The organism is Stenotrophomonas sp. MYb57 (assembly GCF_002966815.1).
Lineage (GTDB): Bacteria > Pseudomonadota > Gammaproteobacteria > Xanthomonadales > Xanthomonadaceae > Stenotrophomonas > Stenotrophomonas indicatrix.
This window is the reverse complement of sequence record NZ_CP023271.1, coordinates 3,299,411-3,324,739: the sequence shown is the minus strand read 5'-3', so window position 1 is coordinate 3,324,739 and position 25,329 is coordinate 3,299,411. Positions and strand designations below refer to the sequence as shown.

Annotated in this window: 10 protein-coding genes; 2 read left to right on the top strand and 8 right to left on the bottom strand. The window is 63.7% G+C overall.

Going from position 1 to position 25,329, the window contains the following annotated elements; translation table 11 throughout:
• Positions 1-11 precede the first annotated feature (11 nt).
• Positions 12-1,667, top strand: coding sequence for an SDR family oxidoreductase (locus tag CLM74_RS15305; RefSeq protein ID WP_105164444.1), 1,656 nt, complete (start codon positions 12-14; stop codon positions 1,665-1,667).
• Between the two features lie 62 nt (positions 1,668-1,729).
• On the opposite strand, the gene CLM74_RS15300 is transcribed toward CLM74_RS15305, so the two are convergent.
• The 8 genes from CLM74_RS15300 to CLM74_RS15265 form a co-directional block, all read right to left on the bottom strand.
• On the bottom strand, positions 1,730-3,736 hold the full coding sequence (locus CLM74_RS15300) for a M13 family metallopeptidase (RefSeq protein ID WP_105164443.1): 2,007 nt from the start codon (positions 3,734-3,736) through the stop codon (positions 1,730-1,732).
• A 281-nt stretch (positions 3,737-4,017) separates the two neighbouring features.
• Positions 4,018-6,123, bottom strand: coding sequence for a M13-type metalloendopeptidase (locus tag CLM74_RS15295; RefSeq protein WP_105164442.1), 2,106 nt, complete (start codon positions 6,121-6,123; stop codon positions 4,018-4,020).
• Between the two features lie 189 nt (positions 6,124-6,312).
• On the bottom strand, positions 6,313-9,303 hold the full coding sequence (locus CLM74_RS15290; RefSeq protein ID WP_099843207.1) for a TonB-dependent receptor: 2,991 nt from the start codon (positions 9,301-9,303) through the stop codon (positions 6,313-6,315).
• Between the two features lie 463 nt (positions 9,304-9,766).
• Positions 9,767-12,652, bottom strand: a complete 2,886-nt coding sequence (locus CLM74_RS15285; RefSeq protein WP_025876105.1) for a TonB-dependent receptor — start codon at positions 12,650-12,652, stop codon at positions 9,767-9,769.
• 182 nt (positions 12,653-12,834) lie between these two features.
• Positions 12,835-14,814 carry a prolyl oligopeptidase family serine peptidase gene (locus CLM74_RS15280; RefSeq protein WP_080278322.1) on the bottom strand — a complete coding sequence of 660 codons (1,980 nt, stop codon included), beginning with the start codon at positions 14,812-14,814 and terminating at the stop codon, positions 12,835-12,837.
• A 233-nt stretch (positions 14,815-15,047) separates the two neighbouring features.
• Positions 15,048-17,852, bottom strand: coding sequence for a TonB-dependent receptor (locus CLM74_RS15275; protein ID WP_025876109.1), 2,805 nt, complete (start codon positions 17,850-17,852; stop codon positions 15,048-15,050).
• Positions 17,853-18,241: 389 nt separating this feature from the next.
• The gene (locus CLM74_RS15270) at positions 18,242-21,049 is read right to left on the bottom strand and encodes a TonB-dependent receptor (RefSeq protein ID WP_105164441.1); all 2,808 of its coding nucleotides are present in this window, start codon (positions 21,047-21,049) and stop codon (positions 18,242-18,244) included.
• A gap of 360 nt (positions 21,050-21,409) precedes the next feature.
• Positions 21,410-24,205 (bottom strand): TonB-dependent receptor, encoded by a 2,796-nt coding sequence (locus tag CLM74_RS15265; protein WP_105164440.1) that lies wholly within the window; start codon positions 24,203-24,205, stop codon positions 21,410-21,412.
• Positions 24,206-24,420: 215 nt separating this feature from the next.
• Between CLM74_RS15265 and apbC the strand changes: the two genes are divergently transcribed.
• Positions 24,421-25,275 (top strand): iron-sulfur cluster carrier protein ApbC, encoded by an 855-nt coding sequence (gene apbC, locus CLM74_RS15260; protein WP_025876115.1) that lies wholly within the window; start codon positions 24,421-24,423, stop codon positions 25,273-25,275.
• Positions 25,276-25,329 lie beyond the last annotated feature (54 nt).

Here is a 25,329-nt window from a genome sequence, read left to right as displayed (position 1 = left end):
AGGGATGATGCGTGAAGATCCTGATTCTGGGTGGATATGGGGTGTTCGGGGGGCGTCTGGTCCGCTTGCTGGCCGACCTGCCGATGCTGGAACTGCTGATCGGTGGCCGCAACCTGGCGGCGGCACAGGCCTTCTGCGCAAGCTATGTGGGGCAATCGACGCTGCGTCCACTGCAGGTCGACCGGCAACGGCTGGCCACGGCCCTGCAGGCCGAGCGACCGGACCTGGTGGTGGATGCCTCCGGTCCTTTCCAGGACTATGGCGAACACCGCTATGGCGCGATCGAAGCCTGCATCGCCGCCGGCATTGATTATCTGGACTTCGCCGACGCGGCAGACTTCGTATTCGGCGTTTCGCAGTACGACGCGCAGGCCAGGGCGGCTGGCATCTACGCACTGTCAGGCGTCAGCAGTTTCCCGGTATTGACCGCGGCAGTGCTGCGCGAGATGGCCACGCACATGGACATCGTCAGCGTGGAAGGCGGCATCGCGCCATCGCCGTATGCCGGCATCGGCCTGAACGTGATGCGGGCGGTGGTCGGCTATGCCGGTGCGCCGGTGAAGCTGCGCCGCAACGGTCGCGATGGGCACGGCATCGGCCTGGCCGAGAGTCGCCGCTTCACCGTCGCGGTGCCGGGGCGGCTGCCGCTGCGCAACCTGCATTTCTCGCTGGTGGATGTGCCCGATCTGCAGGTGCTGCCACCCGAACATCCGACGATGACCGACATCTGGATGGGGGCTGGCCCGGTGCCGGAGATCCTGCATCGCGTGCTCAATCTTCTGGCCAAGGCGCGCCTGCACCTGAAACTGCCATCGCTGGAGCCATGCTCGCGGTTGTTCTATACCGTGTTGAACCTGATGAAGTTCGGCGAGCATCGCGGCGGCATGATCGTGCGCGCCGTGGGCACCCGCGATGGTGCGCGTGTGGAACAGAGCTGGCACCTGCTGGCCGAGGCTGATGACGGCCCGTACATTCCGTCGATGGCGATCGAAGCGGTGATCCGCAAGCAGCTGGCCGGTGATCGGCCGTCACCGGGTGCACGCCCGGCCACGCATGCGCTGGAACTGTCCGACTACGACCGGCTGTTCGACGGACGCACGATCCATACCGGTTTCCGCCGCGACATGCCCGGTGCCAGCCTGTACCAGCGCCTGCTGGGCAGCGCGTACGCGCAGCTGCCGGCCAGCGTGCAGGCGTTGCATGCACCGTCTGCCGCCAAGCGCTGGAGCGGCACGGCATCGGTCGAACGCGGTGGTGGGTTGTTGTCGCGGTTGCTGGGGAACGTGTTCGGTTTTCCGGCAGCGGGCGAGGCAGTGCCGGTCAGCGTGGAGTTCACCGCAGAGGCGGGTGGCGAGCGCTGGACGCGGACCTTCGCCGGCCGTCGTTTCTCTTCGTTGCAGACGCTGGGGCAGGGGCGCAACGAAGCGCTGCTGGTCGAACGGTTCGGTGCGGTATCGGTAGCGTTGGCACTTCTGGTCGACAACGGGCGGCTGCAACTGGTGCCGCGACGCTGGTCGATCCTGGGCCTGCCGTTGCCGCAGTGGCTGTTGCCCGGGGAGAACAGTTTCGAGGGTGATGAGGATGGACGCTTCGTCTTCGACGTGGAGATCGGCGCGCCGGTGGTGGGGCGCATCGTGCATTACCGGGGAACGTTGAAGCCCGCGTGATGTCCACCGACGAAAAAGGGCGCCACGAAGGCGCCCTTTCCGTTACCGCTGTTGCATGAACCTCAGCGCCAGACCTTGATCTGCTCGCCGTCGGTGCGCTGCATCGGCTGGCCCGGCTTGCAGCTGAAGCTGGCGCCGAACGCCGGCAGGTTCGACAGCGGGCCGTTGGTGCGCCAGCGGCCCGGTGCACGGATGTCGGCGGTCAGGCGGCGTGCGGCCTCGTTCGGCGACAGCTGCTGCGGCCACAGCGAAGCCCAGGCGCGGAAGAAGCCCTGCTGCTGTGCCGGCTTGGCCTTCGGCTCCTGCGCGGTGTACGCGGCCCAGGCCAGCTCCAGGCCGGCGATGTCGGCCAGGTTCTCTTCCTGGGTCAGCGTGCCGTTGACCTTGGCCCCCTTCACGCCGGGGAACTCGTAGGCGCCGTACTGGCTGGCGACACGGGTGCCGAGCAGGGTCCAGGCGGTCTTGTCGGCCGGGGTCCACCAGCTGCGCAGTTCGCCCTTGGCATCGACCAGCGCACCCTTGGCATCGATCGCGCGGGTCAGCTCGTGGCCGACCAGGCCGCCGAAGCTGCCGAACTTGTCGGCGGCATCGGCCTTGGCGTTGAACACCGGGCCCTGCAGGATCGCCGCAGTGACGATCAGCCGGTTCTGCGCCAGGTCATAGGCCAGCGACGGCTGCTGCGGCAGCACGTCCCAGCGGCGGTCGGCGTTGCCCTTGCCGATGCGCTTCATTTCCTCGCGGTGGCGCCAGGTGGACGCGATCAGCATGTTGCCGCCGAACGAACCACGGCCCATCGGCTGCACGCTGTAGTCCAGGTCGCGCAGCGGGGTGCCGATCTCGATCTTCAGCGCGGCCAGCTTGGCCTGCGCTTCGGTCTTGGCCTCGGCGCTCATCCAGCTGTTGTTCTTGACCGCTTCGATCTGCACTTCACGCACCTTGTCGACGATCCAGGCCGCCTGGCGGCGGTCTTCGGCGGACAGGTAACGGGCTGCGTATTCGCGGCCGACCATCGGGCCAGCGGCCACGTTGATCGCGTCCAGCACGCTTTCCCAGCGCTGCGGCGGCAGGGTTTCACCACGCAGCACGCGGCCACGGAACTCGAACTCCGCATCGCGGTACGCCTTGGACAGGTACGGCGCCATCGAGTCGCCCACGCGCCAGCGCAGGTAGGCCTTCCACTGGTCCGGCTTGAGCTTGGTGACCATGCCGTCGAGCTGCTTGAACAGCGCCGGGTCGGCCAGCGACACCAGGTCATCGTTGACGCCCTGCGCCTTCAGGAACGCGTCCAGCTGCAGGTTGCGGTAGCGGCTGTTGAGGTCCTTGGTGGAGATCGGCGCGTAGTTGTTGAACGGGTTGTTGATGCCCGCCAGCGACTGCGCATTGCGCGCCAGTTCCGTTTCCAGCGCGATCACAGCCTGCGACTCGGCGTCCAGCTTGGCCGCCGGGGTGCCGGTCAGTGCGAGGATCTGCTTGACGTAGTTGCGGTAGCGGCCCATCAACGCGACGGTGTCGGCGTCGGTGCGGGTATAGAAGGCCGGATCAGGCAGGCCCATGCCGCCCTGCATGAAGTAACCGATGTGGCGGTCCAGCGCCTTCAGGTCCACGTCCGGACCGAAGTTGAAGGCCACCGGGATGCCGACCTGGTGCAGCGCGGCGATCGAGGCCGGGACATCCTTGGCCTTCTTGATCGCGTTGATGCGGGTCAGCAGCGGTGCGATCGGGTTGGAGCCGTCGGCTTCCACGGCCGCTTCGTCCAGGCCGCTGGCCCAGAAGTCGCCCAGCAGCTTCTGCACGTTGCCCTGCGGCGCCTTCATCGAGGCGTCCAGCAGTTCACGCTGTTGCTGCCGGCTGCGGTCGACCAGCTGGCCCAGTGCGGTGGCGGCGCCGGTCTGCGGCACCGGGTTGGCCTTCAGCCAGCCTGCGTTGGTGGCGTCGTAGAAATCGCTGCACTGCGCACTGACTGCCGGGGCGCGTGCGGCCTTCTTTTTGGCGGCGAACGCATCGTGGGTCGGAACCAGGGTCGCCAGGCTGATGCCCAGGGCGATGGCAAGCGGACGGAAGTTGGGCATGTAGAACGAATCCGTGATGGATTGAGGGCGGGCGAACTATAGCAAGCCGCGCATGGGCACGGGATGCACGCATCACGGTGGTTCCGCCGGGCATGGCCCGGCGCTACCGGGGGGTGGCATGGGCAGGGGATGCACGCATCACGGTGCATCCGCCGGGCATGGCCCGGCGCTACCGGGCGGGTGGGATGGCCACGCCATGCGTGGCTGCGGCCACCGCGCGGAAAAACAAAGGCCCGGGAAATCCCGGGCCTCTGCAGGCAAGCCGTGGCCTCAGCCGTGGCTTACCAGATCACCACCTGCGAGTCGCCGGTGCGCGACATCGGCGTACCCGGCTTGCACTGGAAGGCCGCGGTGAAGGTCGGCAGGTTCGACGGCGCACCGACGGCGCGGAACTGCGCCGGCGCGTGCGGGTCGGTTGCCAGGCGGACCTTGGCGTTCTCCGGGGTGTACTTGGTGCGCCACACGGTGGCCCAGTTGAAGAAGAAGCGCTGATCGCGGGTGAAGCCATCGATCTTCGCGTCTTCCTTGCCGGCCGATGCCTTCTGCAATGCGTCGTAGGCGGTGGCCAGGCCACCCAGGTCGGCGATGTTCTCGCCCAGGGTCAGATGGCCGTTCACGGCCTGGCCGTCGACCTTGTACTGGTCGAACTGCTTGACCAGCTTGCCGGTCAGGCCAGCGAAATTCTTCGAGTCGGCTTCGCTCCACCAGTTCTCGAAGTTGCCGGTCGGCCCGAAGCGGCTGCCCTGGTCGTCGTAACCGTGGGTCATTTCGTGGCCGATGACCGCACCGATACCGCCGTAGTTCAGCGCGTCGTCCGCCTTGGCATCGAAGAACGGCGGCTGCAGGATGGCGGCCGGGAACACGATCTCGTTCTGCAGCGGGTTGTAGTAGGCGTTGACCGTCTGCGGGGTCATGCCCCACTCGGTCTTGTCCACCGGCTTGCCGATCTTGGCCAGGTTGTACTGGTAGTTGAACGCGGTGGCCGCGCGCACGTTGCCCAGGTAGCTGTCACGGTTGGTCTGCAGGCCCGACCAGTCACGCCACTTGTCCGGGTAACCGATCTTCGGAGTGAAGGTTTCCCACTTGGCGATGGCCTTGGCCTTGGTCTCTTCGCTCATCCAGGACAGGCCCTGGATGCGTTCCTTCAGCGAAGCGGCCAGGTTCTTCACCAGCTCTTCCATCTTCGCCTTGGCTTCCGGCGAGAAGGCGACCTTCACGTACAGCTGGCCGAAGGCTTCGCCGGCATCGCTCTCGATGGTGCCCAGCACACGCTTCCAGCGCGGCTTCTGTTCCTTCTGGCCATTGAGGGTCTTGCCGTAGAACTCGTAGTTTTCCTGCACGAACGCATCGGCCAGGTACGGCGAGGCGCCGTCCACGGTGTGGAAGCGCAGGTAGGCACGCCACACCGACGGATCGGTATCGCCCAGCGCCTTGCTCACTTCCTGGTGGAAGGCCGGGATGGCCAGCGAGAACTTCTCCGGCGCGGCCACGTTCTGCGACTTGAAGAACTCGGTCCAGCTGAAGTTCGGGGTCAGCGCATCGGCCTCGGCCAGGCTGACCGGGTGGTAGTACAGCGAGACATCGCGCGACAGCTCAACGCTGGACTTGGACGCCTTGGCCAGGCGGGTCTCGAACTTGACGACTTCTTCAGCCTGCTTTGCGGCATCGGCAGCGGCCACGCCGGACAGCTCCAGCACCTTGGCCACGTGGGCCTGGTAAGCCTTCAGCTTGTCGGCCTTGGACGCATCGGTATAGAAGGTCTTGTCCGGCAGGCCCAGGCCGCCCTGGCTGGCGTAGGCCATGTTCACGGCCGAGTTCTTGAAGTCGGCTTCGGCGCCGAAGCCGAACAGCACGTTCTCGCCCTTGGCAGCGCTGGTGCGCAGGTAGTTGGCGATGGCGGCCTTGTCCTGCAGGCCGTCGATCGCGGCCAGGTCGGCCTTCAGCGGCTCGATGCCCTGGGCGTTGACCTTGGCTTCGTCCATGCCGGTGGCCCACAGGTCGCCGACGATCTTCTCGATGCCGGCCGGGTTCTTGACCTGCGCGACCTGCTCGGCCAGCTGGTGCTGCACGGCCACCGAACGCTCGTCGAGGATGGTGAAGGCGCCCCAGCTGGTGCGGTCGCCCGGAATCTCGTTGGCGGCCAGCCACTTGCCGTTGACGTAGTCGCCGAAGGCGGTGCAGGCGTCAAGGTTGCTGTCCAGATCGCTGGCCTGGAAGGCGTTGTAGGCCGGCAGCTTGCTCTCGTCGAGCTTGTAGGTGGTGGCGGCGTCGGCCGCGGCCGGCGTGGAGGCGGTGGCATCCTTTGCCGGGGTTTCGTTCTTGCCGCAGCCGACCAGCGCGGCCGAAACGGCCAGGGTCAGCAGCACGATCTTGGGAGTACGGGTCACTTGAATGGCCTCCAGGCCGAGTGAGTCAGGGAAGGGCCGGGGGAACGGCCGTGGGCCGAACGATACGCCGCCGGCCCACACTGCAAGGGTGTCGAAGGTCATGGCCAGGCGCAAGGGGGCCTTGCCGGCACCGGAAAAGACAGACCCGGCAAAAGCCGGGTCTGTCGGGGTACTGCCTGTTTTGCTGGATCAGAACTTGTAGGTAGCGCCCATGTACATGTAACGGCCGATGTTGTCGTACATCGCCGAACCGACGTCGGAGCCGAAGTAGTTCACCGGCGGATCCTTGTCGAAGGCGTTGTCCACGCCCAGGTAGACGTCGATCTTGTCGCCCGGGAAGCGGTAGCCGAACTGGAAGTTGTGGTAGACGTACGAACCGTTGCGGATCGGGCTGCTCTGGCCCGGGTTGGCCTGGTAGCTCTTGGGCTGCACGCGCAGGTTGCTGCTCACGTAGTTCAGGTCCCACGACGCGCGCCACTGACCCAGCGAGTACTTGGTCTGCAGCGAACCGCGCCAGCGCGGGTCGGTCACCCAGGTGACGTTCTCGTCGTACTCGTTCGGGAAGTCCTGGAAGGCCCATTCACGCGACTGCAGCAGGCGGGTACCGACCAGGCGGATCACCGTGTCGCCCTCGGCGATCTTGAAGCGGTAGTCCATTTCCAGATCGACGCCGACGCGACGCGAGCGCGCCAGGTTTTCGTTCAGTGCAACCCAACGGCTGATCGAATGTTCCGGGAAAGTGCGGCCGCCCGCATCGGTCTTGCCACCGACCGGTGCGCGCTCGATGAAGCCGCAGAAGCTGTTGTTGATGCCTCCCGGAGAATCCACGCAGCGGGTGGCATTGGTCTGCGCGGTCACTGCGCCGATGGCATCCTTCAGGCTGATCCACCAGTAATCCACCGACATGCCGAAGCCCTGCAGGAAATCAGGCTGCCAGACCAGGCCATAGGTGAAGCTGCGCGCGCGCTCCGGCTTCAGGTTCGGGTTGCCGCCGCTGACACCCGGGCGGGTTGCGGTGTAGGTATCGACCCAACCCACCGGCACGCCCAGCGCCGAGCAGTTGGCCTGGCGCAGGGCCGGATCAGCTGCCGTATTGGGGCGATTGGAATTGGTGGCCAGGTAGTTGCAGGGATCGTTGACGGTGGCGAAGTTCTCGCTCTGCGGGTTGTACAGTTCGCCGATGCTCGGCGCACGCACCGCCTGCGACAGGGTGCCGCGGGCACGCAGGGACGGAATGATGGTCCAGTCCAGGCCGACCTTCCAGGTGGTGGTCTTGCCGATGCTGCTGTAGTCGGACCAGCGACCGGCAGCGTCCATGGTCAGGTTGTAGATGCCCGGGATGTCGGCCAGCAACGGCACGGTGGCTTCGACGAACGCTTCGCGCACGTCGTACTTGCCCATCCGGTTGGGGATCGCGTTGAGGAAGGTCAGGCCCTGCGCTGCCAGCGGATCGGTGATTTCGCGGCTCTTCTCGCGGCGGTATTCCACGCCACCGGCCACGCCGACGTCACCTGCCGGCAGGCTGAACAGCGAGGCGTTGGCCAGCGAGGCGCTGAACACCGACTGCTGCAGGCGCGAATAGTTGAACGAATCGACGTTCATCCAGTCGCGTGCCGCCTGGGTCACCGCGCCATTGCCGAACACCGAGAACGGCACGCAGCCTTCGCGGGCGAACTGCGAGTACACGCGGTTGCCGTTGTTGGGGTTGGTGGCGTTCGGGTTCAGCGTGGTGCGGCAGACGATCTGGCCGGTGGACGGATCGACCACGGTGTCCAGGCCTGCCTGCCAACGCTCGTTGATGCGGTTGTTGAGGTTCCAGCGCTTGACTTCGCTCTGGCCCCAGTTGCCGTACACGTCGTAGGTCCAGTTCTCGGTCAGGTTGCCTTCCACGCCGAGCACGAAGCGCTGGGTGTTGCGCTCCACGTGCTCGCCACGCTGGCCGGCATCGACGTTGAAGCGGCTCAGGGTCAACTGGCTGGCGCCGTTGGCGGCCATCAGCGCGCGCAGCTGCGGCGAAACGTAGGCATTGTCGCGCTGGATGCGCAGGGTCTGGTCGAACGACGGCTGGGCCAGGAAGTCCGAGACGGTCTCGGTGTACTTGCCTTCGAAGTACAGGCGATGATTGTCAGTCAGGTCGAAGTTGACGACCGCATTGACGCTCTTGCGGTCGAAGCCGGGCTGCAGATCGGCGACCGAATTGAGGTCGGCGAAGTCGCAGTTGACGCAGCTGGTGGTGCTCGGCATCACCCCGTCATAGCGCTGCGGGCGGTAGGTGCCATCCGGATTGAACTGGTAGCGGTTGCCCCAGGTCGCCTTGTTGGTGGGCGAGAACGCACCCAGCGTGAAGGTGCCGCCGAAGGAGATCGAGTGGTTGCCACCCGGGCCGCTGAGCACGGTCTGCGGATTGCTTTCGCTGGAGGGCTTGGTCGGGTCGTAGTTGGGGTTCGGCACCGACACCAGGAATTCATTGCCGATCGCGCGGTCGCTGCGGACGAAGCGGTCCTGCTTGCTGTATTCCAGTGCGATCGCGGCGTTGCCGCGGCCGTTGGCGAAATCGGTGCCGGCCGAGGCACTGATGAAGGAGCGGTTGAAGCCGCCTTCACTGGCCATGCCGGTCTGGCCACGCACTTCGGCGCCATCGAACGACTTCTTCATGATGAAGTTGACGACACCGGCCACGGCATCGGCACCGTACACGGCCGAGGCGCCACCGGTGATGACTTCAACGCGCTCGATCCACTCGACCGGAATCGTGTTGACGTCGACTGCCGAGGAGCCGGAGGTCGCGCCGACATGGCGGCGACCATTGACCAGCACCAGCGTACGCGAGGTGCCCATGCCGCGCAGGTCCATCAGGCCCACACCGGCGGTGCCGATGAAGCGGGTGGAATTGCCCAGCGTATAGGTCGGGCTCAGCGCCGGCATGCGCGCCATCAGGTCGCCGATGTTGTTGGCGCCGGTGGCACGGATTTCTTCGGCCGTGATGGCGGTGACCGGCGAGGGGGTCACGAAGCCGGTACGCGCGATGCGCGAGCCGGTCACGCTGACGCGGTCCAGGTCGATCGGGTTGTTGCCGGAGCTGGCTTCCTGGGCCAGGGCCGGGGCTGCGGCAGCCATCATCAGGCCGGCGAGCAGGGCGTTGGTCAGCGGGTGGCGACCAGGCGTGCGGTGGTGCGTCATGTGGTGAATCCCCCTAGTGGATGAAGATCGTCCGCATCCCTGCGGTTGTTACGGTCATGTTCATGGTTTGTCCTGACCTTGATCGAACCTAACACGCGCTTAACGGGAAATGCATGGTTTCGTCACACTTTGTCACTCGGAATGTCAACGGCGCACATGAAATTGCAACAAATACAGATGCTTAGTCTCATTTGTGATGTGCCGAATCTGGCGGCACGGGCCATATATGAATGGCCTGTTAAGTCGTACTTTGCGCAAAAAGGCGTCTCGCCAGGACATCGCTTGCCTCCTGCCTGGCGACGGGGGAGTGGTGGGCGGTGAGCGCATTCAGGAGCCATTTGTGTGCCGCGGGGCGTGCTGTCAGCGCTGTCGGTGATCGGCGGTCACGGTGCGCCGCCCGCTTGCCGCAGGCAAAAGAAAAGGGCGGCCGGAGCCGCCCTTTTCATGTGCTGCAATGCTGCGATCAGAACTTGTAGGACACGCGCGCGAAGAACGTGCGGCCGTACCAGTCGTACTGGGATGCGTACAACGGCGTGTTGCCATAACGGGTGCCGGCGGTGTTGGAGATCAGGTCCGGCTCCTTGTCGAACAGGTTGCGCACGCCGACCATGATGTTCCAGTCATCCATGTCGTAGCCGACAGAGACACTGTGGCGGAACTGCCAGCCGGCCTTGATGTCGCGGGTCGCGTTCTGGTAGCCGGAATAGGTGAAGTTCCGGTCCAGGTCCTTGTTCTGGGTGCTGCTGACGTACGTGCCCTGCCAGTTGAACGTCCAGTCACCCCGTTCCAGGCTGACGCTGGCCAGGCCGACGGTCTTCGGCCGGCCGATGTAGCCGACCTGGTCGGAGGTGGTGATACCACTGTCAGAAGCCGAGTCGAACAGCTGGTACGTATCTTCGATGGTGTAGGTGACCTGCGCTTCAGCGGAAATCTTGCCGAAGGAGAAGTCGTTGTCGTAGTTGACCTGGAGGTCGTAGCCGCGGGTGCGCTCGCGGTTGATATTCACGTATTTGTTGTAGATCGTGGTGATGTTGTTCGGCGCCGACGCGTTGGTCGGGCTGTTGCGCACAATCTGGTCACAGAATGCGTTGGGGAACACCGCCGAGCCGTAGCAGCCGAACACGATGTCGTACTCGTCGAGCTGAGTGATTTCACCGCGCACGTCATAGTCGAAGTAATCCAGCGCCACGTTGAGGTTGGCGAAGGTCGGGCTCCAGACCAGGCCAAGGGTCTTGGCCTTGGACGTTTCCGGCTGCAGGTTGTTCTTGCCGCCGCCACCGGAATAAATGGTGGCGCTACTGCCGCCGCCGCCGGTATAGGTGTCCGGAATGCCGGCCGCTCCGCAGTTGGCACGGATGAAGGTGTTGTTGCTGTCGCCCCACTGGATGCAGGGGTCGATCTGGGTCTGCGGCAGGAAGCCGGTCTGATCGCCCAGGTACAGCTCGTACAGGCCCGGCGCACGGAATGAGGTACCCATGGTGCCGCGCACGCGCAGTGACGGGATGATCTGCCAGTTCACGCCGGTCTTCCAGACGTGATCCGAGCCCGGCACCGAGTCGTATTCGAACACGCGGCCGGACAGGTTGACCGACAACGATTCAATGCCCGGGATGCCCTTCAGCAGCGGTACGTCGACTTCGGCGAACGCTTCCTTGACCTTGTCGGTGCCACGGGTCGGGCCGGCAGAGGTGGAATTCCAGGAGCGGTCCGCGAGTGCGAAATCCGACGGCGTGTCATCGATCTTGTACCTGCGGAACTCGACACCGAATGCCGAGGCGACATCGCCGGCGGGCAGGGTGAACAGGTTGCCGCTGAAGATCGCGTTGGCACTGGTCTGATCGTAAGTGGTCTTGCCGGTGTGGTACTGGCCCACGGCGGCAATCAGCTCATTCATGCGGGTGCCGTTGAGGAAGCCCGGATCGAAGTAGTTCACCGGCATGTCGTCGTCGGTATAGACGAGGTCGCCGGCGCGGTCGACATCGATCGACAGCGCGCCGTACTTGCCGGTGGAGCGGCTGAAGCCAGCGTTGACTTCCCAGGTCCAGCTGTCGGTCGACTTGAACTGGCCATCGAACTTGGTGGTGCCGTAGAAGTAGTCGACCGTGATCTTCTGGTCACTCGGGAACGGCATGATGACCTGGAAGTAGTCATCGGCCGCCTCGCTGTAGACCGTTGGGTAGAACTGGCGCCAACTGTGCGCCTTGGTCTCACGGCGGTTGTACAGGAACTGCGTCTTCCAGTTGAAACTGTCGAAGCTGAAGTCAGTGGCGGCGTACAACGAGGCACGCTCACGCTGATTGATCACTTCCTGGTCGTGGTAGAACGGGAAGTTCAGGACATCCTGGTAGTACGCGGTGCCGCCGTTGGCGTAGGTCGGAGTCGGGCGCGGGCGCGGACGATAGCCCGGGAACGGGCCCACCGTGCTGCCATCGGGCGAGGGCACGTAGCGGATTGCCGGGTTGTTGTAGTTGATGATGGTATTGGCGTACAGGTTGCCGGTGCTGCAGCCTGCCAGGTTGCTGCCGGCCAGGATCGAGCGATCCTCACGGTCGATCCGCTTGCCGTCAGTGCCCCAGACCATGTCTTCGGCGCAGCGGAAGTAATCGCGATCACCCACGGTCAGTGCGTTCAGACGGTCCCACTGCGCGGCCGCCACGACACTGCCCTTGTCGAAGTTCCAGCCGTTGGCGATCGAGGCAGAGAACTGCTCGCCGCCACCATGCTGCGGCACGCTCATGGAGTAGGTCATCTCCGGACGGTCGATGCTCTTCTTGGTGATCAGGTTGACCACGCCGGCAAGCGCATCGGAGCCGTAGATGGAGGAGGAGCCGTCCTTGACGATTTCCAGCCGCTGCAGGATGGCCTGCGGAATGACGTTCAGATCGAACGCGGCGACCTGGCCACGGGTACCGGCCGGGCCGGGACGCTGGCCGTCGAGCAGGATCAGCGTGCGGTTCGCGCCCAGACCACGCAGCGAGACCGTCTGCACACCGGTGCCGCCTTCGACGACGAAGCCGCCGAACTGGTTGTTCATCTGCGTGGAGCCTGCAGCGATCGAAGACGTCTGCAGGAAGTCGGCGGTATCGAACTGACCGGCAGAGATCGCCTTGTCGATCGAGATGACCTGCACCGGCGACGTGGTCTCGTACTCCGGACGCTTGATCAGCGAACCGGTGACGACGACGGTGTCAAGTTCGGTGGCGCGCTTGGATGCGGGGGTGGTACTTGACGAAGCAGCTTCCTGCTGTGGTGTTTCCTGGGCAAAGGCAGGAGCGACATGTAGACAGGCCAGAACCGCCAAGGTCAGCGGGACGCGGCTCGGCTTGGAGAGGCGAATGACGTTGCGCATTTCGGTAATTTCCCTATTTGTTACGCTTCGGTTAACGGAGTGTATGTTTGCCGTAAAGTAAATGCAAGATGAACGAAGCGTTCCTGTAATGCTTTGATGTTTAAGGGAAATTCATCGTGTGGATGCAAAACGCCCCCGCTGGCGGATGCCAGGCGGGGGCGCTCAGCGACACGATCTAGGGGTCAGAGGCCGCCCGGGCCGCAATCCTTCTTCAGGAAGCCTTCGATGAGGCCCAGCGTTTCCCGCTGCTGGCGCGGGTACCACGGCATGCTGTGCTGCTGGTCGGCAATCAGGTGGTACTGCGCAGGCACCTTGTCCTTCACCGCTTCGTAGAAGCCCTGGGCGTGGAAGGAGGGTGTACGCACATCGCGGTCACCCACGAACAGCATCACCGGAATGTTGGCGCTGGCGGTGTTGCGCATCGGATCCATGCCCTTGACCGTCTGCCCTTGCAGGATGCGCTGCAGGCGGTTGTCGCTCCAGCTGGTGCCCAAGCGTGCGAGATCGGTGACCGGAGCGCCGGCAATCGCGCACTGATACGGGCTGCCTGGGCGAACGGTGGCTGCGGCAGCAGCGAAGCCGCCGTAGGAGTAGCCGAAGATCGCGATGCGGTCCTTCGCAGCGAAACCCTGCGACACCAGCCACGCCGCACCGTCATCATTGTCGTCGGACATCTTCTGGCCCCATTCGCGGTCGCCGGCAATCCACAGGTCCCGGCCCAGGCCAGAGGAGCCACGGTACTGCGGGCGAAGCACGGCATATCCGCGAGACGTCAGCAGCGCGACCCAGCCGGAGGCATCCCATTGCACGTAGTCACGCGCCCAGGGGCCGCCGTGTGGATGGACAATGGCCGGCGCTGCGGCATCGCCTTCCTTCCAGCCCGCAGGGAGATCCAGGATGGCAGGAATGACCCGTCCGTCGCGTGCCTTGTAGTTCACCCAGCGTTGTTCGCCCACCGTGCCCTTGCTGATCCACGGACGCTCGCTGCCCAGGCTCACCACCTTTTTCCGATCCAGCAGCAGGAAATGGGAGGGCGGTGCATCCGGACCGGTAGCGCGGAACAGGATCCTCGAGAAATCATCGTTGTAGCGGCTGATCTCGATCTGCCTTCCCGGCGCAGCTTGCTTCAGCGTGTCCTGGATCGATTTCAGCGTCGGGTCGACGTAGACCGTCTGTTGCGAAGGGCCATCGATGGTGAATCCGACCACTTGATTGAAGGTGCTCGGCTGGGTGCTGAAGACAAGGCTTGCGATGGAGAAGTTCGGATTGGCCAGCACCGGTTCGGGATCGAACTTCTGCGCCTTGGCGTCGTACAGATGTGCCTGCACCTTGTCCGAGAAGAGGTCGGTCAGGACGTAGTACTTGCCGGTGGCATCGTCCACACCAGCCAACTCGACCGTATGCCGGTTGGACAGGCGTGTCAGCAGCGGCTTCTGCAGTACGAACTGCCCGGAGCTCGGATCAAGGATCTGAATCTGCTGGTCGTAATCGCCGCTGACCGGTTCGATCTGGCTCTTGGCGAGCACCTTGCCGCTGCGCGGGTCGAACAACGCAGGCTGGGCGCGGGTGCCGCCGCGGAACAGCAGTTCGGTTTCCTTGGTCTTGAGGTTGTACAGGTAGTAATTGGCGGTCAGCGTTATCTCGCTGAGCTGGCGGATGATGACCCGGTCCGGATCCAGCGGCAGCATGTTGACCAGCGATGCGCTGCCACCCAGTTCCAGGCAGCGCTGGGTCTGTTCGCTCACGCCCAGCTTGCGCGTGTTGTCGGCAAATGCTTCGTTGAAGGTCTTCTGGCTCTGGTCGGTCAGGTAGGTCTTGACCACGAATGTCTTGGTCGCACCCGATACGCTGCCCTCGCCGCACCCGCCAAGCTGCCCGGTCCACTCCTGGCGGCCGACCGCCAGGATCTGGTCGGACTTGAGAGCGCCCACGGCAATGAACTTCATCCGGTCGCCCGAGGGCGTAACCACCTTCGGGGCGCCTCCCATTGCGTCGGTATCCCAGCTGGCCAGCGCAGTTTCTTCCGGGTTGCCCGGAGAGGGGATCAACGCGACCAGATGCTTGCCGTCCGGACTCATCGAGACCGACTGCAACGCTGGCATGCGTGCCAGGTCTTCGATCGGGATGGGAGCGGCGTGTGCCGTGGCGCCGGCCAGGGCCATGGAGAGGGCACCGCATAGGGTGCGAGCGGAAATCACGTGCATGTCTTGTCCTTTTGCTGCGCGTTGATCGGCTGAAGCTGACTGGATTGTGAACAAGGTCGAAAGGTAGCAGATCGATGACCTTCCTTGGCAGTGCCACCGCCGCTCCCCCCTCCCTTACCGCACCGGTGCCACCCAAAGCAGAAGACCCCGCCGGAGCGGGGTCTTTTGCTGCAGGAAACGACGTCGACGGATCAGTTGTTGCCGAACTCGTACTTGGCCTGCACGTAGATGGCACGGCCATAAGCGTTGTACAGGTAGTTGTTGTACGGCTGGCCGCTGGTGCCGGCGAAGCTGTACCGCTGGTTGTCAGGCATCTTGTTGAACACGTTGTTGACCATCAGCGACAGGGTCAGGTTGTCCATCGCCCGATAGTTCACGCTCAGGTTGTAGGTGGTGTACGAACCCCACTTGCCGGCCTTGTAGCCGGAGCTGTGGACGTAGTCGTAGCCATTGCCCAGGTAGGCCATGTAGTTCGGCGTCTTGCCGATGTAGTTGGCATACAGGGTGGTGGTCCACTTGTCCTTGGCCCAGCCGATCGAACCGTCGGCGCGCACCTTGGCGTACGAGTCGTACACCCACATCGCATACGGGTCGCGCAGCAGGTCCAGGTACTCATCGCCCGGCTGCGGTTGCAGTTCGCGCTTGAGCATGTCGGTGTAGTTGCCGGAGAACTGCAGCGAACCGAAGCGGCCGATGTCCTGTACGTACTTGAAGCTGGCCGTCAGCGCCTGCAGGTTCTGGCTGGCTACGTTCATCTTCGGCGTATAGATCTCATCGAGTACGCCGGAGGCGTCGCGGGTGATCCAGTCGCTGACGTTCTGGCAGCTGGCCGAGGTGTTGTTGGTCTGGCCGTTGCGGCAGTAATACTCGGCCAGCAGCAACTGGTCGGAACTGAGGGTGTTGACCTCGTTCTTGATCTTCCAGTTGTAGTAGTCCACCGACACCGACAGGTTGTTGATGGGCGCCCACACGATGCCGGCGTTCCAGACATCGGCGGTGATCGGCTCCAGGTCCGGGTTGCCGGATTGGGTGCCGAACACCGACACGCTGTCATACGGGCAGCCGGTGGTGTTGGCCGGGTCGTAGCCCAGCTGGCCGCAACGGTAGTAGTCGGTGGAGCCGTTGGCGTAGTAGCCGCTGACACCCTGGAAGGCATCGGACAGGGTGGGCGCGCGGAACGCGGTGCCGTACTTGCCACGGAACAGCAGGCTGTCGATCGGCCGGAATTCCAGGCCGACGCTGTAGGTCGCCTTGTCGATGGTGTTGCCACCGATCTTGAAGGCGTCGTAGCGGCCGGAGCCGGTCACCGTCAGTGATTCCAGCAACGGCATGCGCAGTTCGCTGGTCACCGCGTAGCTGCTGCGATGGCCGGCGCCGGAAACCGCAGTGGTACCCCACACGCTGCCATCCACCAGGCGGGTATCGGGCGTGTAATCCCAGCCTTCGCTGCCGCCTTCAACCACCACTGCGAAGCCGGCGTCGCCGCCGGGCAGCTTGAACAGCGAGCCATTGGTGACCTGCGCACGCAGCAGGTTCTGCCAGGTGCGGCTCTGGCTGTAGGTGTAGCCGGTGAAGCTCTGGAAATCACCGCTCGGCAGTGGCGAGTAGAACGCTTCCCAGTCCGGGCTGTAGATGTTGTACCCGGTGCTGGTGGTGCCCAGCACCGGCCCCAGCACACGCTGCTCGAAGTAGTCGTTGATCGGATCGTTCCAGCGCACGAAGTTGCGCTCGGTCAACTTGTATTCGCCGCGGGTGAAGCTGGCACTGTAATCCCAGCTGCCGGCCGTGCCGCGGCCGCCGAGCGTGACCTGGTAAGCCTTGTTGCGATCGGTGTTCATGATGTCGCGATAGCCGCCGGCGCCGATGTCCTCCGGCGCGAACACGCGCTGCAGGTTCATGTACTGGCCGCTGTCCTGATCGTAGAAGCGGCCCCAGCCGGAGGAGGTGCCCCACCAGGTGTAGTTCGAGCCTGTGGCGTACTTCACTTCTTCCAGGCTGTAGAGCGCGTCGCCGAACAACTGGAAGTTGTCGTTCACATCGAAGGTCATCGAGCTGTAGATCTGCCCGCTTTCCTTGCCGTTCTTGATGGTCTTGTAGCCGGTGCCATAGACCGAACCGCAGGCCTGGCCGGTCGGCCGGGTGCCGAGCACGGTGGTGCCGTCGAACTGGCCCGCCACGTTGGCGCACAGGTTCGGGTCCATCATGGCGTAGCGGTTGCTGTTGGCCGGCAGCAGCACCAGGAAGTCGTTGGAGACGTACTGGGGGCTGTAGCCGTCGGGATTGTTGACCTTGGTCAGGTCACGCTGATAGCCCCAGATCGGGCTGGTCTTTTCGTACTGCACGTTGACCAGCGCATGGAATCGATCGTCGACACCGTTGAAGCCGCGCGCCGCACTGACGCGTACGCTGTTGCCGCCGCCTTCGGAGTAGGCACCGCCACGGACGTTGAGCACACCGCCATCCATGCGCTCCTTGAGGATGATGTTGACCACGCCGGCGATCGCATCCGAACCGTACAGCGAAGACTGGCCGCCGGGCAGGATCTCGATGCGCTCGACGATGTCGATCGGAATGCCGCTGATGTTGTTGAAACTGTCGCTGCCGTTGTACAGCGCCGGATACGAGAGCATCGGGCGGCCGTTGATCAGGTACTTGGTGTAGCCGGGGCTGAGCCCGAACATGCCGGCGGCCTCGGCACCCTGGGTGAACGAAGCGGAGGTCTGCCCGCCCTGCAGGCCGCCGGTCGACAACGAGGACTGCTGCAGGACGTCGGCGACGCTGGTGAAACCGCGGGTCTGGATGTCCTCGGCGGTGACGGTCAGGACCGGCGTGTGGTTCTCGATCTGCGTCTGCGGGATCAGTGAGCCGGTGACGGTGACGCGGTCAAGCTGGGTCGGGCCGGTGTCCTGCGCGTGGGCTGCGCCGGAGGCGAGCAGGGTGCCGATCAGGGCAAGGGTCAGGGGGTGACGCGAAGGCGTGGAGCGATGGCGAGACATGATGGATCCCCGTAATGAGCGATGTCGTCTGGCTGATGTCCTCCCTGACATCTTCATGATGTGTTCAGTTGCAATCCATTCAGCCGGAACGTAACACGACGTTCACGTTGTCAAAACGGTCCCGTCACACGGATGTGCTGCTAATCGGAAGAAAAGTCCTTTGAAATCAGTGCGTAAACGCGATTGTCTGGGAATGTTTCAAAATGTTGCGTTGCGGAACAAAATCGATCGAAGTCGATGTTTCGTATGTAGATCAAGGGCTTGCCGCCTTCGCGGATGATTTTCTCATTATTTAATTTATGAGACTGATTTTGATCTTCCGTCTCAATTGACGGGCATGAAAAAGGCCCCGCCTAAGCGGGGCCTCCCGGGCAGTGCGGGCGCGGCGCTTACTTCCCGCCGAACTCGTACTTGGCCTGCACGTAGACCGCACGGCCGTAGGGGTTGTAGATGCTGCTGTTGTACGGTGCGCCGATGTTGCCGGCGTAGCTGTGGGCCTGGCCGTCGGGCATCTTGTTGAACACGTTGTTGACCATCATCGACAGCGTCAGGTTGTCCATCGCCTGGTAATTCACGCTCAGGTTGTAGGTGGTGTACGAGCCCCACTTGCCGGCCTCGTAGCCGGACGGATGCACGTAGTCGTAGCCCTTGCCCAGGTATGCCATGCGGTTGGGCGTCTTGCCGATGTAGTTGAAGTACACGGTGGTGGTCCACTTGTCCTTCGCCCAGCCCACCGCACCGTCGGCACGCACCTTGGCGTACTGGTCGTAGTTCCACATCGCGTACGGGTCGCGCAGCAGGTCCAGGTACTCGTCGCCCGGCTGCGGCTGCAGCTCGCGCTTGATCATGTTGGTGTAGTTGCTGGAGAACTGCAGCGCACCGAAGCGGCCGATGTCCTGCACGTACTTGAAGCTGGCCGTGACCGCCTGCAGGTTCTGGCTGGCGATGTTCATCTTCGGCGTGTAGATCTGGTCAAGCTTGCCGGCGCCATCACGGGTGATCCAGTCGCTGACGTTCTGGCAGCTGGCCGAGGTGTTGTTGGTCTGGCCGTTGCGGCAGTAATACTCGGCCAGCAGCAACTGGTCGGAGCTGAGGGTGTTGACCTCGTTCTTGATCTTCCAGTTGTAGTAGTCCACCGACAGCGAGAGGTTGTTGATGGGCGCCCACACGATGCCGGCGTTCCAGACGTCGGCGGTGATCGCTTCCAGCTCGGGGTTGCCGGACTGTTCGCCGAACACTGATTCGTTGGCATACGGGCAGCCAACCGTGTCGCTCGGGTTGAAGCCGAGCTGGCCACAGCGGTAGTAGTCGACCGAACTGTTGGCGTAGTACCCGCTGCGGCCCTGGAAGGCATCGGACAGGCTGGGGGCGCGGAAGGCGGTGCCGTACTTGCCGCGGAACAGCAGGCTTTCAATGGGGCGGAATTCCACACCGATGCTGTAGGTCGACTTGTCGACGGTCTTGTCGGCGATCTTGAATGCGTCGTAGCGACCCGAGGCGGTCACGGTCAACGACTCCAGCAGCGGCATGCGCAGTTCGCTGGTCAGCGCATAGTTGCTGCGATGGCCGGCGCCGGCGACCGACGTGGTGCCCCAGACGCTGCCATCAAGCAGGCGCTGGTCGGGGGTATAGGACCAGCCTTCGCTGCCCGCTTCGGCCACCACTGCCAGGCCCGCATCGCCACCGGGCAGCTTGAACAGCGAACCATTGGTGATCTGCGCGCGTCCCAGGTTCTGCCAGGTGCGGCTCTTGTTGTAGGTGAAGCCGGTGAAGGTCTGGAAATCGCCGGCCGGCAGCGGCGAATAGAACGCGCCCCAGTTCGGGTTGTAGATGTTGTAGCCGTCGTCGGTGACGCCCAGCACCGGACCCAGCACGCGGTCTTCGAAGTAGCTGTCGATCTCATTGGCCCAGCGCGCGAAGCTGCGCTCGGTCAGCTTGTACTCGCCACGGCTGAAGCTGGCGCTGTAATCCCAGTTGCCGACGTTGCCGCGCCCGCCCAGAGTGATCTGGTAGGCCTTGTTGCGATCGGTGCTCATGGTGTCGCGGTAGCCGGCCGGGCTGATGTCCTCCGGCGCGAACGCGCGCTGCAGGTTCATGTATTCGCCACTGGCCTGGTCGACGAACGCACCGAAGCCGACATCGCTGCCCCAGAAGGCGTAGCCCGAACCCGAGTTGTACTGCACTTCTTCCAGGCTGTAGAGCGCGTCTGCGAACAGCTGGAAGTTGTCGTTGACGTCAAAGGACATCGACGAATAGATCTGGCTGCTTTCCTTGCCGTTCTTCAGCGTCTTGTAGCCGGCACTGAAGGGTGAACCGCAGGATTCGCCGGTGGCACGGGTGCCCAACACGGTGGTGCCGCCGAACTGGCCGGCCACGTTGGCGCAGCGGCTCGGGTCCATCATCACGTAGGCGTTCTGCTGGTCCGGCAGGTAGACCAGGAAGTCGTTGGTCGGAACCTGCGGCGTATAGCCCCGGGTGTTGTTCTGCTTGGTCAGATCACGCTGGTAACCCCAGATCGGGCTGCTCTTCTCGTACTGCACGTTGACCAGTGCGTGGAAGCGGTCATCAAAGGCGTTGAAGCCATGCGCGCCGCTGACGCGGAAATCGTTGCCGCCACCCTCGGTGTAGGCGCCGCCGCGCACGTTCAGCACGCCGCCGTCCATGCGGTCCTTGAGGATGATGTTGACCACGCCGGCGATTGCATCCGAGCCGTACAGCGACGACTGGCCGCCGGGCAGGATCTCGATGCGCTCGACGATGTCGATCGGGATGCCGCTGAGGTTGTTGAAGGTATCGCTGCCGTTGTAGAGGGCAGGGTAGGACAGCATCGGCCGTCCGTTGATCAGGTACTTGGTGTAGCTCGGGCTGAGACCGAACATGCCCGAGGCTTCGGCGCCCTGGGTGAACGAAGCGGAGGTCTGGCCGCCCTGCAGGCCGCCGGTGGTCAGCGAGTTCTGCTGCAGCACCTCGGCAACGCTGGTGAAGCCACGGGTCTGGATGTCCTCAGCGGTGACGGTCAGGACCGGCGTGTGGTTCTCGATCTGCGTCTGCGGGATCAGTGAGCCGGTGACGGTCACGCGTCCAAGATCGGTGGGAGTGTTGTCCTGGGCGAGCGCGATCGCGCTGCTGCTGGCCAGGATCAGGCCGCTGAGGACGGCGCGGGTGAGCGGGTGACGCGGGAAGCCATTGCGAGACATGCGGTACTCCGTGTGGTCGTGAGAAACGCGTTTTCCCTTTCCTGGGAACTCATGGATGGTTCAGCAGCCGGTGGACGCAGAAAGGCGGCGTTTTTCGAACGTAACACACGCTTAACTTGTTTTTCGCGGGCTTGTCGCGCTCTCGCAATGGCTCGTTGGGAGTTAATAAAAATTTCTTTAAAAACAATTGATTGCAATATTGGTACGAATTTGCCGAGTTTGGCTTAATGAATATCCAGTAAATGTCCGGATATTTAACAATCGAGATGTTCCCGCGGCGATCGCCGCACATGCCTCGCCAAAAAAAAGGCCCCGCCGAAGCGGGGCCTGGTCCGGAATCAAACCCGGAAATCGACGGGATTACTTGCCGAAGTCGTACTTGGCCTGCACGTACACGGTGCGGCCGTAGACGTTGTACAGGTAGTTGTTGAACGGCGTGCCGGAGGTGCCCTGGTAGCTGTGAGCCTGCTGCTCGGGCATCTTGTTGAACACGTTGTTGACCATCAGCGACAGGGTCAGGTCATCCTGCACGCGGTAGTTCACGCTCAGGTTGTAAGTGGTGTACGAAGCCCACTTGCCTGCCTTGTAACCCGACGCACCATGGGTGTACTCGTAGCCGTTCAGGCCCGCCAGGTAGTTCGGGGTGTGGCCGATGTAGTTCGCGTACAGCGTGGTGGTCCACTTGTCCAGCGACCAGGCCACCGACGCGTCGGAACGGACCTTGGCGTAGCTGTCGTAGTTCCACATCGACTTCGGGTTGCCCAGCAGGTCCTGGAAGTCCTCGCCCGGCTGCGCCTGCACTTCACGCTTCAGCATGTTGGTGTAGTTGCCCGAGAACTGCAGCGAACCGAAGCGGCCGATGTCCTGCAGGTACTTGAAGCCGACGGTCACGGCCTGCAGGTTCTGGCGGGCCACGTTCATCTTCGGGGTGTACAGCGAGCTCAGGTTGCCGGCCGAATCGCGCACGACCCAGTCAGCCACGTTCTGGCAGGTGGCCGAGGAGCCGTTCGGCAGGCCGTTGCGGCAGTAGTACTCGGCCAGCAGCAGCTGGTCGGTGCTGGCCGTATCGACTTCGTTCTCGATCTTCCAGTTGTAGTAGTCGGCCGAGATCGACAGGTTCGCCATCGGCGCCCAGACGATGCCCGCGTTCCAGACGTCGGCGGTGATCGGCTCCAGGTCCGGGTTGCCGGCACGCTCGGAGTAGACCGAGACGCTGTCCGCGTAGCGGCAGGCGTCGGTGTTGCCCGGCACGTAGCCCAGCTCACCGCAACGGTAGTAATCGGTGGAGTTGGCAGCGTAATAGCCGCTGCGGCCCTGGAATGCGTCGGGCAGGGTCGGCGCGCGGAAGGCGGTGCCGTACTTGCCGCGGAACAGCAGGCTTTCGATCGGACGGAACTCGACACCCACGCTGTAGGTGGCCTTGTCGACGGTGTTGTCGGCGATCTTGAAGGCGTCATAGCGACCGGAAGCGGTCACCGTCAGCGACTCCAGCAGCGGCATGCGCAGCTCGCTGGTCACCGCGTAGTTGCTGCGATGACCGTTGCCGGCAACAGCCGACGAGCCCCACACGTCGCCGTCCAGCAGGCGCTGGTCGGGGCTGTAGTCCCAACCTTCGCTGCCACCTTCGACGACCACGGCCAGGCCGGCATCACCGCCTGGCAGCGAGAACAGCGAGCCGTTGGTGACCTGCGCGCGTGCCAGGTTCTGCCAGGTGCGGCTGTGGTTGGTGGTGTAACCGGTGAAGCCAGCGAAATCTTCCGGCGAGATCGGCGAGTAGAACGCGCCCCAGTTGGTGTTGTAGATGCCGAAGCCATCCTGGGTGCCCAGCTGCGGGCCCAGCACCTTGTCGGCGAAGTAGCTGTTGATGGCATTGCCGAAGCGCTGGAACTTGCTCTCATCCAGGCGGTATTCGCCACGGGTGAAGCTCAGGCTGTAGTCCCAGTTGCCGACCGCACCCTTGCCGCCCAGGGTGACCTGGTAGGCACGGCTCTTGTCGTTGTTCAGGATGCCCTTGTAGCCTTCGCCGCCGATGTCTTCCGGAGCGAACGCGCGCTGCAGGTTGACCAGCTTGCCGGAGGCCTGGTCATAGAAGCCACCCATGGTGCTCTTGGTGCCCCACCAGAGGTAGTTCGAGCCCGAGGTGTATTCGGTCTTTTCCTTGCTGTACAGCACGTCGGCGAACAGCTGGAAGTTGTCGTTCACGTCGAAGGTCATCGACGAGTAGAACTGGCCGCTGTCCTTGCCGTTCTTCAGGGTCTTGTAGCCGGCGCCGAAGACCGAGCCGCAGGACTGGCCCGTCGGGCGGTTCGCCAGCACGGTGGTGCCGTCGAACTGGCCGGCAACGTTGGCGCAGTTGCTCGGGTCCATCATGTACAGCGCATTGGTCTTGGCGTCGATGACGGCGAAGTCGTTCGACGGCAGCTGCGCGGTGTAGCCGTTCGCGTTGTTCTGCTTGGTCAGGTCACGCTGGTAGCCCCAGATCGGGTTGCTGCTTTCGATCTGCACGTTGACCAGTGCATTGAAGCGGTCGTCCAGTGCCGAGAAGCCGTGTGCACCGCTGACGCGGAAGCTGCTGCCACCGCCTTCAGTGGAAGTGCCGCCACGCACGGACAGGCTGCCGCCTTCCATGTGGTCCTTCAGGATGATGTTGACCACGCCGGCGATCGCATCCGAACCGTACAGGGAGGACTGGCCACCCGGCAGGACTTCGATGCGCTCGACGATGTCGATCGGAATGCCGCTGATGTTGTTGAACGCGTCGCCGCCGTTGTACAGCGCCGGGTAGGACATCATCGGGCGGCCGTTGATCAGGTACTTGGTGTAACCCGGATTCAGGCCGAACATGCCAGCGGCTTCAGCGCCCTGGGTGAACGAAGCGGAGGTCTGGCCTCCCTGGATGCCGCCGGTGGTCAGCGAGGACTGCTGCAGCACCTCGGCGACGCTGTTGAAGCCGCGCGACTGGATGGCTTCAGCGCTGATGGTCATGACCGGGGTCTGGGTCTCGACCTGGGTCTGCGGGATCAGCGAGCCGGTGACGGTGATCTTGTCCAGATTGGTGGCCTTGTCCTGGGCCATTGCCGGCGAGGCGGCAACCAGGGCGGAGATCAAGGCGACAGCGAGGGTGTCGCGACGTGCAGAATTGCGAAGGTCTTTCATGTAGTTCCGTTCAGAGAGCAAATACGAGTACGGCACTGCGCATGCGCCATCGTGCGTGCCGTAGATCCAGCAACGCAGCCCAAAACCAGTGCTTAGCGAACGTAACATGAACTTAACAATCTGTGCACGAATCTGTAGCGATCCTGAATTTCAGTCAGCGTACGTCCAGCTAGTATGATGTTGGGTTCTTCTTGTCGATTCACCCGGAGCCCGCAGTGAACAGTTCTTCCCGTCGTCCGCATGCCAGCCAGGTGCAGAAGGGACTGGCGCCGCATGCGCGCATCCGCAACGTGATCGCGGTGGGCTCGGGAAAGGGTGGCGTGGGCAAGTCGACCACGGCGGTCAACCTGGCCGTCGCACTGCAGCAGCTGGGGGCGCGCGTAGGCGTGCTTGATGCCGATATCTACGGCCCCAGCGTGCCGGCGATGCTCGGCCTGTCCGGTCGCCCGGAAAGCCCGGACAACAAGAGCATCGAGCCGATGCGGGCCTTCGGCGTGGACACCATGTCGATCGGTTATCTGGTCGAGGACGAAACGCCGCTGATCATGCGCGCACCGCGCGCGACGGCGGCGTTGACCCAGCTGTTCGAAGACACGCTGTGGGACGACCTGGACTATCTGCTGATCGATCTGCCGCCGGGCACCGGCGACATCCAGCTGACCCTGGTGCAGAAGATCCCGCTGGCCGGCGCGGTGATCGTCACCACGCCGCAGGACATCGCTACGCTGGATGCGAAGAAGGCGCTGAAGATGTTCGAGAAGGTCGAGGTGCCGGTGCTGGGCGTGGTCGAAAACATGGCCGTGCATACCTGCAGCAACTGCGGGCATGTGGAGCACCTGTTCGGCGAGGGTGGTGGCGAGCGCATGGCGGCGCAGTACGGCGTGCCGCTGCTGGGGTCGCTACCGCTGCAGATCGGCATCCGCGAGCAGGGCGATGCCGGTACCCCGATCACCGCCGCGCAGCCGGAATCGGCGGCGGCCCAGGCCTACCACCGTGCCGCCCAGCGTCTGGTCGAGGAAGTGGGCAAGCGCCCGCGCGCTTCGATCCCGATCCTGTCCTCGCTGCTGTAAGGGCCCGCTGGGGGCTGCGGCGGCGACGCCCGGCCCCCTGCTAGAATCCTCGCG

What these genes read in the sequence shown, in the direction of transcription:
- CLM74_RS15300 (WP_105164443.1), bottom strand. Translation starts at nt 3,736, where the DNA reads ATGCCCAACTTCCGTCCGCTTGCCATCGCCCTGGGCATCAGCCTGGCG.
- CLM74_RS15290 (WP_099843207.1), bottom strand. Translation starts at nt 9,303, where the DNA reads ATGACGCACCACCGCACGCCTGGTCGCCACCCGCTGACCAACGCCCTG.
- CLM74_RS15285 (WP_025876105.1), bottom strand. Translation starts at nt 12,652, where the DNA reads ATGCGCAACGTCATTCGCCTCTCCAAGCCGAGCCGCGTCCCGCTGACC.
- CLM74_RS15280 (WP_080278322.1), bottom strand. Translation starts at nt 14,814, where the DNA reads ATGGCCCTGGCCGGCGCCACGGCACACGCCGCTCCCATCCCGATCGAA.
- CLM74_RS15275 (WP_025876109.1), bottom strand. Translation starts at nt 17,852, where the DNA reads ATGTCTCGCCATCGCTCCACGCCTTCGCGTCACCCCCTGACCCTTGCC.
- CLM74_RS15270 (WP_105164441.1), bottom strand. Translation starts at nt 21,049, where the DNA reads ATGTCTCGCAATGGCTTCCCGCGTCACCCGCTCACCCGCGCCGTCCTC.
- CLM74_RS15265 (WP_105164440.1), bottom strand. Translation starts at nt 24,205, where the DNA reads ATGAAAGACCTTCGCAATTCTGCACGTCGCGACACCCTCGCTGTCGCC.